Source organism: Hyphobacterium marinum (assembly GCF_036330325.1).
Taxonomy (GTDB): Bacteria; Pseudomonadota; Alphaproteobacteria; order Caulobacterales; family Maricaulaceae; genus Hyphobacterium; species Hyphobacterium marinum.
Window position 1 is genome coordinate 1 of record NZ_JAZDRO010000006.1, and the last position, 12,037, is coordinate 12,037.

The 12,037-nt window shown below is 62.6% G+C and carries 16 protein-coding genes; all 16 read right to left on the bottom strand.

Annotated elements, in window-relative coordinates; all coding sequences use genetic code 11:
- Window positions 1-296 (bottom strand): biotin/lipoyl-containing protein (locus V0U35_RS12490; protein WP_330197063.1); only part of this gene is annotated, 296 nt, incomplete at its 3' end.
- Window positions 286-621 (bottom strand): hypothetical protein, encoded by a 336-nt coding sequence (locus tag V0U35_RS12495; protein WP_330197064.1) that lies wholly within the window; start codon window positions 619-621, stop codon window positions 286-288. The genes V0U35_RS12490 and V0U35_RS12495, both read right to left, overlap by 11 nt.
- Window positions 618-1,058: a hypothetical protein gene (locus tag V0U35_RS12500; protein WP_330197065.1), complete on the bottom strand. Its 441-nt coding sequence runs from the start codon at window positions 1,056-1,058 to the stop codon at window positions 618-620. The genes V0U35_RS12495 and V0U35_RS12500 overlap by 4 nt, the downstream gene beginning before the upstream one ends.
- A 2-nt stretch (window positions 1,059-1,060) precedes the next feature.
- Complete coding sequence (locus tag V0U35_RS12505) at window positions 1,061-1,462, bottom strand: GFA family protein (protein WP_330197066.1); 402 nt, start codon at window positions 1,460-1,462, stop codon at window positions 1,061-1,063.
- Window positions 1,452-2,873: a pyruvate dehydrogenase complex E1 component subunit beta gene (locus tag V0U35_RS12510; protein ID WP_330197067.1), complete on the bottom strand. Its 1,422-nt coding sequence runs from the start codon at window positions 2,871-2,873 to the stop codon at window positions 1,452-1,454. The genes V0U35_RS12505 and V0U35_RS12510 overlap by 11 nt, the downstream gene beginning before the upstream one ends.
- The gene (locus V0U35_RS12515; protein ID WP_330197068.1) at window positions 2,873-3,280 is read right to left on the bottom strand and encodes a nuclear transport factor 2-like protein; all 408 of its coding nucleotides are present in this window, start codon (window positions 3,278-3,280) and stop codon (window positions 2,873-2,875) included. The genes V0U35_RS12510 and V0U35_RS12515 overlap by 1 nt, the downstream gene beginning before the upstream one ends.
- Entirely contained in the window at window positions 3,277-3,669 is a 393-nt protein-coding gene (locus tag V0U35_RS12520) for a VOC family protein (protein WP_330197069.1), read from the bottom strand. The genes V0U35_RS12515 and V0U35_RS12520 overlap by 4 nt, the downstream gene beginning before the upstream one ends.
- A gap of 4 nt (window positions 3,670-3,673) precedes the next feature.
- Entirely contained in the window at window positions 3,674-4,708 is a 1,035-nt protein-coding gene (gene pdhA / locus V0U35_RS12525; RefSeq protein WP_330197070.1) for a pyruvate dehydrogenase (acetyl-transferring) E1 component subunit alpha, read from the bottom strand.
- Between the two features lie 104 nt (window positions 4,709-4,812).
- Window positions 4,813-5,118 (bottom strand): FtsB family cell division protein, encoded by a 306-nt coding sequence (locus tag V0U35_RS12530; protein WP_330197166.1) that lies wholly within the window; start codon window positions 5,116-5,118, stop codon window positions 4,813-4,815.
- Window positions 5,119-5,374: 256 nt separating this feature from the next.
- Window positions 5,375-6,649 (bottom strand): phosphopyruvate hydratase, encoded by a 1,275-nt coding sequence (gene eno, locus V0U35_RS12535; RefSeq protein WP_330197071.1) that lies wholly within the window; start codon window positions 6,647-6,649, stop codon window positions 5,375-5,377.
- Between the two features lie 245 nt (window positions 6,650-6,894).
- The gene (rpmF, locus tag V0U35_RS12540) at window positions 6,895-7,077 is read right to left on the bottom strand and encodes a 50S ribosomal protein L32 (RefSeq protein WP_330197072.1); all 183 of its coding nucleotides are present in this window, start codon (window positions 7,075-7,077) and stop codon (window positions 6,895-6,897) included.
- Window positions 7,078-7,188: 111 nt separating this feature from the next.
- Window positions 7,189-7,833, bottom strand: coding sequence for a GIN domain-containing protein (locus V0U35_RS12545; protein ID WP_330197073.1), 645 nt, complete (start codon window positions 7,831-7,833; stop codon window positions 7,189-7,191).
- A gap of 266 nt (window positions 7,834-8,099) precedes the next feature.
- Window positions 8,100-9,728, bottom strand: a complete 1,629-nt coding sequence (gene pyrG, locus V0U35_RS12550; protein ID WP_330197074.1) for a CTP synthase — start codon at window positions 9,726-9,728, stop codon at window positions 8,100-8,102.
- A 73-nt stretch (window positions 9,729-9,801) separates the two neighbouring features.
- Window positions 9,802-10,137, bottom strand: coding sequence for a preprotein translocase subunit SecG (secG, locus tag V0U35_RS12555; protein WP_330197075.1), 336 nt, complete (start codon window positions 10,135-10,137; stop codon window positions 9,802-9,804).
- A 35-nt stretch (window positions 10,138-10,172) separates the two neighbouring features.
- Entirely contained in the window at window positions 10,173-11,159 is a 987-nt protein-coding gene (locus V0U35_RS12560; RefSeq protein WP_330197076.1) for a response regulator, read from the bottom strand.
- Between the two features lie 97 nt (window positions 11,160-11,256).
- Window positions 11,257-11,988, bottom strand: coding sequence for a triose-phosphate isomerase (gene tpiA / locus V0U35_RS12565; RefSeq protein ID WP_330197077.1), 732 nt, complete (start codon window positions 11,986-11,988; stop codon window positions 11,257-11,259).
- Window positions 11,989-12,037 lie beyond the last annotated feature (49 nt).

Sequence of the window (12,037 nt, forward strand, 5' to 3'; positions counted from 1 at the left end):
GGGGTGCCGGCCTTCGCAGCCTTCCGCGCTCCATCAAGCGCGCTCTTATCCTCGCCCTCTTCAAGCAGAAGCGCGATGACGGCGTTGACCTTCACGCCTTCCGTGCCCTCTTCGACGAGGAGCTTGCCAACCACGCCCTCATCGATGGCCTCGACTTCCATCGTCGCCTTGTCGGTCTCGATCTCGGCGATAACCATGCCGGAGGTGACCTCGTCGCCTTCCTTGACGAGCCATTTGGCGAGATTGCCCTCCTCCATCGTCGGAGACAGGGCGGGCATGAGGATCTCAATCGGCATGGGTCTGACTTTCCGGTGAAGCGGATTGAAGGGCAATGGTGCCGGGCGGGGCCCGGCGCGGTGCATTGAGGCTGGCAATCACGAGGCAGGCCTCAAGGCCTGACCAGCTGGTTATGTCGTCTTCTTCGAGGCGGGACGCGCAGTTGTCCTGCGCAGCGTCGGAGAAGTCCGGCCATGACGTCTGGAGACGGGCTAACGCCGTGTCTTCGCGCGCGACGCAATCCTCGACCCGAACGGTGGCCGCCCGGGACTGGCAGTGCGCGTCCGTATCGATCGCGGGCAGATCGCCCGTCACGGCCTGAGCGAGTAGAAGGGCCAGGATCATGTCGGCATACCCTCATCCGCCTTGTCATCGCCCATGAGATGGCTCCAGCGATGGAAGAAGGTGAGATAGAAGAGCGCGAGATAGGTCGCGAGCGATCCGAGCCACATCACGGTGCGGACCTTGGCATTCAGACCCGAACGCGCGCTGTCGAGGGCGGTCTGGCCAGCCGCAGAGAGACCCGTCGTGGTTTCGAGCCCGGCGAGGACTTCCACGAGGCCGCGCTGGAAGACGCCGGCCCCGTAATTGAACTGCATCAGGAAGAAGAAGATCAGTGTGAAGAACAGGAAGGCGACGACTTTCAGCACGATGTTTGCGCGCACCAGAAAGGCGTAAAGCCCGACCACATAGGCCGAAACGATGGTGAAATAGACCGATATCCCGGCGAGCAGGACATGCATGAATTCAATGAGGAGCGGGACGACTTCAGCTTCGGTCATGGTCAGTGCGTGGCGGCCTCCGGATTGATCGAGGCGACACTGTCTTCCCAGTTCGCGCCGTCGAATTCCTCGATGCGGCCAGCAATCCCGGACTCCGCATCAAAACAGCGCAGATTGAGCGAAATGCCATCGGGATGCGAGCGGGGATGATAGAAGCTCTTCACTCCGCAAGCCGAGCAGAACAGGTGTTTCGCCGCACCGGTATTGAACGTGTATTCGGTCAGGTTCTCAGCGCCTTGCACCAGTCGGAAATCGCCCTTGTCCACGATGACATGGATAAACCCGGTCATCGCGCAGATCGAGCAATTGCACGACAGCGCAACGACCTGATCCGGCAGATCAGCTTCCCAACGCACCGCGCCGCAATGGCAACCGCCGGACCGGGGTTTGGTGTCAGTCGGCATAGCAGACCTGCTTGGCCGCCTTCACGATGTCGTCCTTGCCCGGCAGGGACAGGGCTTCGAGATTGGCGGCATAGGGCAGCGGCACGTCCTTCTGGTGGACGCGCACGGGCGGGGCGTCGAGATAGTCAAAGGCCTCGGCGACAACGCGCGCGGCGATTTCGGCACCGACGCCGTGCTGTCCCCAGCCTTCCTCGGCGCAGACGATGCGGTTGGTCTTCTTCACGCTCTCGATGATGGTCGCTGAATCGAGCGGGCGCAGCGTGCGCAGATCAATGACTTCGGCCTCGATGCCCTGCTCTGCCAATTCCTCGGCGGCTTTCAGCGCAAAGCCCACCATGCGCGAATGCGCGGTGATGGTGACGTCCGACCCTTCACGGCGGATTTTCGCCTTGCCGATGGGCAGGACCCAGTCCTCGATCGCCGGCACATCGAACGTCTCGCCATACATCAGCTCGTGTTCAAGGAAGACCACCGGGTTCGGATCCCGGATCGCGGCTTTTAAAAGGCCCTTGGCGTCGGCGGCATCATAGGGCGCGATGACTTTCAGGCCCGGCACCTGCGCATACCAGGCCGAATAGTCCTGGCTGTGCTGCGCGCCGACACGGCTCGCCGCGCCGTTCGGGCCGCGGAACACCATCGGACAACCCATCTGGCCGCCGGACATGTAGAGCGTCTTGGCCGCCGAATTGATGATGTGGTCGATCGCCTGCATGGCGAAGTTGAACGTCATGAATTCGATGACGGGGCGCAGTCCGCCAAAGGCCGCACCCACGCCGAGACCCGCAAAGCCGTGCTCGGTGATCGGGGTATCGACCACGCGCTTCGCGCCGAATTCCTGCAGCAAATTGCGCGTGACCTTGTAGGCCCCCTGGTATTCGGCGACCTCCTCGCCCATGACGAAAACGGTCTCGTCGCGGCGCATCTCCTCAGCCATGGCATCGCGCAGCGCGTCGCGCACGGTCGTCGGGACCATGTCGGTGCCGGACGGGATTTCGGGATCGCTGGCCGCCGGCTTGGCGTGGCGGATAGGTTCGGGGTCTGCACCCCCACCCTTGCCCTCCCCCTGAGGGGGAGGGTTTTCGGTCCCGCTTCCCTCTCCCTCCCCTTGAGGGGAGGGTTGGGGTGGGGTGTCTGTCTTGCCAGCCCCTTCAAGATCGCCCTCATCTTCGCCCTCTTCGAGCAGCAGGGCGATGGGCGTGTTGACCTTCACGCCTTCGGCCCCTTCGGCGACGAGCAGCTTGCCGACGCGGCCTTCCTCAACGGCTTCGACTTCCATCGTCGCCTTGTCGGTCTCGATCTCGGCGATAACCATGCCGGAGTTGACCTCGTCGCCTTCCTTGACGAGCCATTTGGCGAGATTGCCCTCCTCCATCGTCGGAGACAGGGCGGGCATGAGGATTTCGATGGGCATCAGGCGGTTTCCTCTGCGGGAGACTTGAAGGCCAGCGCGTGGTCGCGCATGCGCGTGGCAAATTCGATGTAGGTGTTCATGGGCCGGATCAGGACTTCCAGGCGCGTCATGCGACCGTCCTCGCCGAGCGTGATCTTGTCGATACCGACGAGCCCCTTGCCAGCAACTGTGCCGGTAAATTCCAGGATGATCTCGTTTCCGTCCACCCATTCGCGGCGATAGTCGAAGCCATCGACCAGATCGATCACACCTTGCAGGATGTGCAACAGATAGGCCTTGTCGGTGGTCGGTTTCCACACGACCGGCGAGTGCAGTTCGCACCCTTCGGCGATGATGGAGTCCATCAGCGCCGCATCGCGCTTTTTAACGGCTTCATGCCAGGTAGCGAGAAATTCGGCCGGGGTCATGCCGCGCCTCCATCAGACTGGAAAAGGCCCAGGACATTACCGTCGGGATCCTTCACGTAGGCGACCCAGCCAATGTCGGGGATGGCAAATTTCGCCATCGCCTCAACGCCGCCATTCGCGAGCGCGGCGGCAAAGGCGGCATCGAGGTCGTCCAGATCGACCGTGATAACGGCCCCCATCACCGGCGCGCCGTCGGCGGGCGGATTGCCGTGCCGGCAGATCATGCGGCCCATCGCGCCACGCGGTTCGGCCTCACCGGAGCGGATTTCCCAGTAGGACGTGTCGCCGAATTTGTGCTCGACAAATTCCCAGCCGAATGCCGCCTCGTAGAAGGCGATGCAGGCGGCCGGGTCTGAGGCGTGGATTTCAAACGTGGTGACGGCGGCCATGGCGTTACGCCTCGATCAGCACGTCGGTGTAGAGTTCGGACGGGTCCGGCTCCGGGCTTTCCTTGGCAAAGTCAGCCGCGGCGGCGGAAATGGCCTTCATTTCCTTGTCGAGCGCTTTCAGCTCCTCTTCGGTCGCCCATTTCTCGTCGAGGATGCGCTTCTTCGCGCCTTCGATCGGGTCATGGTGCGAGCGGATGTCGTCGACTTCCTCGCGGGTGCGGTATTTCGCCGGGTCGGACATGGAGTGGCCGCGATAGCGGTAGGTCTTCATTTCCAGGATGAACGGGCCATTGCCATCGGTGCAGTGCTTGCGCGCCTTGGCGGCGGCCTCACGTACGGCGATGACGTCCATGCCGTCGACCTGTTCGCCGGGGATGCCGAAGCTTGCGCCGCGCTTGTAGAGCTCGGTTTCCGAGCTGGCGCGCTTCACGCTCGTACCCATGGCGTATTGATTGTTCTCGATGATGTAGATGACCGGCAAATTCCAAAGCTTGGCCATGTTGAAGCTCTCATAGACCTGACCCTGGTTGGCCGCGCCGTCACCGAAATAGGTCGCCGAGACCTTTCCGTTATTCTTGTAGAGATCGGCGAAGGCGAGGCCGGTGCCGATGGAAACCTGCGCACCGACAATGCCGTGCCCGCCGAAGAATTGCTTCTCGCGGGAGAACATGTGCATCGAGCCGCCCTTGCCGCGCGAATAGCCGCCTTCCCGGCCCGTCAGCTCGGCCATGACGCCATTCGGGTCCATGCCGCAGGCGAGCATGTGGCCGTGGTCGCGATAACCGGTGATGACCTGATCGCCCTCTTCGAGCGCGGCCTGCACGCCGACGACGACGGCTTCCTGGCCAATATAGAGGTGGCAGAAGCCGGCGATCAGCCCCATGCCGTAAAGCTGGCCAGCCTTTTCTTCAAAGCGGCGGATCAGCAGCATGTCACGGTAGTAGGCGAGCGCATCGTCCTTGGTGACTTTTGCCTTCGGGGGAACAGCCTTGCGGGCCGCCGTGGTCGTGGTGCGTTTCGCCGGTTTCTTCGTCGCCATTTATTTCACACACGAACCAATGTTCGCGCTCCTTGCCCGTGAGGTGTCCGCCTTATCAGACGGAGACGCTCTGCGGCAAGTGATTGGCGTTATGCGAAAACGCGCTAGCGATCAGCGCGGGCGTCGGTCTTGACGATGAAATCGCGCGGATGAGCGACGTTCAGGATGGCGCGGGCGCGCTCCTCCATATAGTCGAGATCGAGACTGTCAGACCGCAGGCGCTCGGCCCGCAGTTCCAGGCTTTCCCGTTCGGCAACCGTCGCGGCGAGTTCGGCCTCGGTCTCGACGATCCGGTTCTTGACGACGATCCAGTTCAGGACGCCCTGCTCGCCATTCAAGGCATGATAGCCGAAATAGGCGATCAGCATCGCGAAGGCGAATGTCGGCAGAATGCGCTTGATGAATGCCATCGCGGCCAAACACCCCGTCCCATGTCGCCCGCCTGCTTTGATGCAGGTCTGTGGGCCAACCCATGAGACGGATTAAAATCCATCAGCGTGAATCAAGGGTTACCGAATGACGGTAGTTGCCATGCCCCTCCTCTCCCTTGATGGGAGAGGTGTCCGCGAAGCGGACGGAGAGGGTGGAAACCGCAATCGATTGGAGTGACCCACCCCTTCCGGCCCTTCGGGCCACCTTCCCCATCAAGGGGAAGGAATAGATGGCCTAAACCGCCAGCGGATCGCGGCCGGCATAGTCGGCCTGGTCGCCCAGTTCCGCTTCGATTCGCAGAAGCTGGTTGTATTTCGCGGTACGGTCGGAACGCGCCAGCGAACCGGTCTTGATCTGTCCGCAATTGGTTGCGACAGCGAGGTCTGCGATGGTCGCGTCCTCGGTCTCGCCCGACCGGTGGCTCATCACCGCGCCATAGCCCGAGCGCAGCGCCATATCGACCGCTTCGAGCGTCTCGGTCAGCGTGCCGATCTGGTTGACCTTGACGAGGATGGCGTTGGCCGCCGCCATCTCGATCCCGCGCGCCAGGCGCTTCGGATTGGTCACGAAGAGATCGTCGCCAACGAGCTGGCACTTGCCATCGAGCGTTTCGGTCAGCGCGACCCAGCCCTCCCAGTCATCTTCGGCCATCCCGTCCTCGATGGAGAGGATGGGGTAATCCCCGGCGAGCTTGGCGAGATAGTCGGCAAAGCCCTGCGCGTCATGGGTCACGCCCGGGCCATCAAGCACGTATTTGCCCTCCTTGAAGAACTCGGTCGAGGCGACGTCCAGCGCGAGGGCGACATCATCGCCCGGCTTGTAGCCGGCGGCCTCTATGGATTTGAGGATCACGTCGAGGGCTTCTTCCGGGCTTTTCAGATTCGGTGCGAACCCGCCCTCATCGCCGACATTGGTATTGTGACCGGCCTGCTTCAGGGCGCTTTTCAATGCGTGGAAAATCTCCGCGCCGCAGCGCAGCGCCTCGGAAAAGCTTTCCGCGCCGACCGGCATGATCATGAATTCCTGGAAGTCGATCGGATTGTCGGCATGCGCGCCACCATTGATGATGTTCATCATCGGCGTCGGCAGGACGCGGGCATTGAGGCCGCCAACATAGCGGTAGAGCGGCTGGCCGGCGGCAATGGCCGCAGCCTTGGCAACCGCCAGTGACACGCCGAGTGTCGCATTCGCGCCTAGGCGCGACTTGTTCTCGGTGCCGTCGAGCGAAATCAGTACGTCGTCAATGCGGCGCTGGTCTTCGGCGTCAAACCCGGTCAGTGCGTCGAAAATCTCGCCCTCGACAGCATCGACCGCGCCTTGGACACCCTTGCCGCCATAGCGTTTGCCGCCATCGCGCTTCTCGACCGCCTCGTGCGCGCCAGTGGAGGCACCAGACGGCACCCCGGCCCTGCCGAGCGACCCATCCTCGAGCAGGACATCGACCTCGACGGTCGGATTGCCGCGGCTGTCGAGGATTTCACGGGCGAGAATGTCGATAATGGCGGTCATGGCGCGGTTCCGTATCGTGAGGGGCGGATTTTGCGGGCTTCATAGACGAGGCTATCCGATGGGGGAAGCCCCGGGCTTGGCTTGCAATTCACCCCACCCCTGCCCTCCCCTGTCAGGGGAGGATACCGGCACACCTCCCTCCCCTTGAGGGGAGGGTCGGGGTGGGGGGATGAACTGGAGCCCAAACGAAAAACCCCGCGCGATCACTCGCACGGGGTTTTCAAATGCGTCGGAACCGGAAAGGATCAGTCGTCCTTCGGCTCCAGGATCTGCTTGCCACGATACATGCCGGACTTCAGATCAATGTGGTGCGGACGGCGAAGCTCGCCCGAATCCTTGTCTTCGATGTAGGCCGGGGCCGCCAGCTTGTCGTGGCTGCGGCGCATGCCGCGCTTCGACGGGGTGGTTTTTCGCTTAGGGACCGCCATCGGGCCTCTCCATCTGGTTCGTCAATCGGTTTCGCTTGCGCGAGAACGGCGGCGTATAGCCGCTTCGTGCCGAACGCGCAACCGCTGCATCACTGACCCGATGCAGACCGGTCAACTCCCCGAAACGATGCGGATCGAACCGCCGAACGAGGTTTCACGCGAGTGCGAGCGTGGTGACCCGAAAATGTCGAGCTCGCCGCCGGTTGAGGCTTCCGCATCGACCCGGTCGGACGCATAGACATCGCCCGAGCCGCCGGTCGAGGCTTCAACTGCTACGGTCCCACATTCCAGGGCGCGGGCGCGCATCAGGCCGCCGGTGGACACTTCGGCTTCGAGCCGCGTGCACTGGCCCGATATCGTAGCCGACGCCCCGGTCGAGACTTCCAGGTCAAACTGCCCGGCATTCACACCTGACAGGTCCGCCGAAATGCCCCGGCCGAATTCGGCCGCGGCGATATCCGGCATGGTGACGACGAGTGTCACATCGAGATCGCCGCCATTGCCGAACCAGCGATTACGTGCGCGTACGCGCAGCTCGCCATCTTCGGTGCCGATCCGAACATCGTCCATGTCGTCAGCATCCCCGCTCATTTGCACCGACCAGGTCTCGCCGACCTCGATCCGGGCCTCGAACTGGCCGGAGATATCGATGCGGTCGAAACCGGTATGGCTGAAGGTCTGCTCGGCATTCTGTGCGGCGGCATTGGCTGTCAGGGCCAGTCCTGCGGCCAAGCCGGCCAGAAGTGTGTGTGTCATGTCCCGTAATCTCCCATAACAAATGGTGGCGAATGCCCCCTCGCCTGTCCTGATGCCGGGATACCGCGATTTGGATGCAGGCGGTCATGAATCGGGTGGGCGACGACCCGTCTTTATTGCCGAAATGGGCAAAGGCGCATTTTTGTGTTATACAAATCGGACGCGATCCCGCCGGGGACCACACGACATCAAGATATCAGAGCTCGTTGTGAAGCCGGTCGCGCTGGATCACCGGTGGGCATCGCCCTTTCTTCACACCTGATACGTCAGACCAGACGGCTCTGCTCGATCGCGGCCGCGATAAAGCTCGCGAACAGCGGATGCGGATCGAAGGGGCGCGACTTGTATTCCGGGTGGAACTGCACACCGATGAACCAGGGGTGATCGGTCCGCTCGACAATTTCCGGCAAGACGCCGTCCGGCGACAGGCCGGAGAATTTCAGCCCCGCCGCTTCGAGCTGTTCGCGATAGGCGATGTTCACTTCGTAGCGGTGCCGGTGGCGTTCCTCGATATGGTCTGCGCCATAGATGTCGCGGACACGCGATCCCTGCACCAACACAGCCGGGTAAGCCCCGAGCCGCATCGTGCCGCCAAGGTCTCCGCCGGCACTGCGCTGTTCGACCTCGTTGCCGCGCACCCATTCGGTCATCAGGCCGACAATGGGGACGTCCGGTTTGCCAAATTCGGTAGAGCCAGCCCCGTCAATCCCGGCGAGATTCCGCGCGGCCTCGATCACGGCCATCTGCATGCCGAAGCAGATCCCGAAATAGGGAATGTTGCGCTCGCGCGCGAACTTGACCGCAGCAATTTTGCCTTCCGCGCCGCGTTCGCCAAAACCGCCCGGAACGAGAATGGCGTGAACATCCTCGAGCGGGGCCAGCGACTCACCCCCTTCGAATTGCGCGGAATCCAGCCATTTCAGGCGGACTTTCACATTGTTGGCGATGCCACCGTGCGCGAGCGCTTCCATCAGCGACTTGTAGGCGTCGAGCAGGCTGACATATTTGCCGACAATCCCGATCGTCACCTCGCCATCCGGCGCATGGATGGTCTCGGAAATGTTTTTCCAGCGCGACAGGTCGGGCTCGGGCGCATCCTCGATCCGGAAGCGTTTGAGGACTTCACGGTCGAGACCCTGATTGTGGTATTCCAGCGGCACGTCATAGAGCGAGGCGGCATCCCGCCCCTCGATGACCGCGCCTTCGGGGACGTTGCAGAAGAGCGCGATCTTGCGCTTGTCGCTCGCCGAAATCGGCACTTCACAGCGGCACAGGAGAATGTCCGGCTGAATGCCGATGGAGAGCAATTCCTTGACCGAGTGCTGGGTCGGCTTGGTCTTCATCTCGCCGGCCGCCTTGATGTAGGGCATCAGCGTGACGTGGAGGAAAAGCGCCTTGTCGCGTCCCAGTTCCTGGCCCAGCTGGCGCAGCGATTCGAAAAACGGCAGGCCTTCGATATCCCCGACCGTGCCGCCGACCTCGCACAGGACAAAATCGACATCGCCCGCATCCGACAGGACGAATTCCTTGATCTGGTCGGTGACGTGCGGAATGACCTGGACCGTCGCGCCCAGATAGTCGCCGCGGCGTTCCCGGTCGATGATGTTCTGGTAAATGCGGCCCGTGGTGATGTTGTCGGACTGCGCGGCCGGTACGCCGGTGAAGCGCTCGTAATGCCCCAGGTCGAGATCAGTCTCGGCCCCGTCATCGGTCACATAGACCTCGCCATGCTGGTAAGGCGACATCGTGCCGGGGTCGACATTCAGGTAGGGATCGAGCTTGCGCAGGCGGACGCGGTATCCGCGCGCTTGCAGCAAGGCTCCGAGAGCAGCGGACGCGAGGCCTTTTCCCAATGAGGAGACCACGCCGCCGGTGATGAAAATATATCGCGGCATGGGAGGTCTGACTAACCCAGATTCGCGGGCACTGAAAGTCCGGATTGCGCCCGAGGGCGTTTGGAGGCGGTGATCAGTCGTCGATGGGAACGACGGGATCTTCCGGTGTTTCCTCTTCCTCGGCCGGCGCGTCCAGCTGAAGCTGGATGGCTTCGTCGGCGTTGTCGTAAACGCTGCGGCCCTGGGAATCGATACCGAACACGATGGCCAGGAGGATGGACAGCGCGAAGAAGGCCGCCGCGAGACCGATCGTCACGCGGGTCAGCAGGCTGGCCGCACCGCGCCCGGTCATCATGCCACCGGGGCCACCGCCCATGCCAAGCGCGCCACCTTCGGAGCGCTGCATCAGGACCACGCCAACAAGCGCAATCGCCACGAGGAGGTGAACCACCAGAAGAACTGTCGTCATTGCCTTACCGCCGTCTCCGGAGCCGATGCTCCGTGCTACATGGCGGCGGTATTTAGCGCATGGGCGGGGGAAGCGCCACCACCCGGCTCTGTCTTTGTCAGCATCCGCTTGCGCAGCGCCGCGACCGTGCGCTTGATCTCGTCTTGCGACCGCTCGATTGAATCGCCGTTTGCGTAGGCCGCATAGGCCCCCAGGGCCAATTCCTTGGCCAGTTTGAAATTCTTCTCGTTGCGTTCGTCCGGCGCACGGAAAGCACGGACCTGCTCCAGAAGCGCTTCAGACACCTGCAAGGCCTCCATCCTTCCAGCCTGCTCCAACTGCTGGCGCAATTCGCGCGCGGCATGGATAATGTCGGGATAGTCGAAGCGGCCGTTCGCGCCGGGCGGCGTGTCGATCAGCAATTCCAGAGACACTACGATCCGCATCGCGATCCGCCGCACCCGTTCAGCTTCAACGGTCTGTCTGGCCTCGGCGATCCAGGCCTGCGCGCGGGCACGGGCCTCGGTATCGCCTTCCACGACATTCTGCAGCGTGTTGGGAACTTTCACATTCGGCGCATCTGACCTGCGCGAGCGGTCTGACCGCCGGTCCGGCCCGACATAGTCGCTGGTCACGATAAAGGACTTCCGGTCCCGGACGAGCGTACGTATCCGGTCACCGAAGAACGAGGTCGAGAACGGACGCACAACGACGTCATCGGACCCGGATTCGATTGCCCGGCCGACATGGCTGCCATCGCGAATCCAGGATGTCAGGAGAATCACGACAAAGGGATTCGTGCCCAGTTCGCTGCGGCGGATACGACGGATTATCGGGAAAATGTCGACACCCGGTGCCGCAGATTCTCCCACGACCAGGTCCCACTCACCTTCCTTGAGCTGGCGTTCAAACTCTTTCAGCGTGCTGGCCGATTCAATCGAGCGAAATCCCAGTTCGTGCAGCGCATAGCGGGTCGTGCGCAGGTTCACGTGGACCGGGTCGAAAACCAGGACCTGGGCGTGCTGATAGTCGATTTCGGCCATCGTCTCGTCTGTCCCCGCGCACCGCGAATGCGGCTACCGAACAGGCAGACTGCGTCAAAATGCTTGAAATCCGCTTACCTGAACCGGTCGAATGCGATCAATCGGCCGCAGCAAGGCATATTGCGGCGAAGCTTTCCGCGGTGAGGCTCGCGCCTCCGATCAGCGCGCCATCCACCTCGGGCCGGCCCAGAATGTCGCCGGAATTGGCCGGTTTGACCGAGCCGCCATAAAGGATCCGAAGCGATTGGTCTCCGCCCCTCGCCTCCCGGATGAAGGCATGCATCGCATCGATATCGCCAATCGACGCGGTCAGCCCGGTCCCGATGGCCCAGACGGGCTCGTAGGCGATGACGACCGTGTCGCCCGTTCCGCCATCCGGCCAGGAGCCGGCAAGCTGTTCACCCACGACATCGAATTCCCGGCCGGCCTCGCGGTCAGCCCGGGATTCGCCGACGCAAACGATGGGGGTCAGCCCGGCCCTGAGCGCGGCTTCAGCCTTCGCTTTAACAGTGGCATCGCGTTCGCCGTGATCCGCGCGCCGCTCTGAGTGCCCGACAATGACGTGACTGGCACCTGCGTCGGCCAGCATCTCGGCGGACACGTCACCAGTATGCGCGCCGCCCGCCTGCGCATGGCAATCCTGTCCACCAATCATGACACCGGTCGCAGAAGCGGCTTCCGTTGCCGCTCGCAACAGCGTGGCTGGCGGGCAGATCAGCCGGTCGATCCCGGCATACGTCCGGTTAATGCCGGGATCGGCAAAGAAGGCGAGCGCGCCGCTCGTCCCGTGCATCTTCCAGTTACCGGCAATCAGCAGGCGTCGCGTCACGGATATCCCCCTTGTGTTTTCATCCCCTTCAAGCGGGGCCAATGACTGC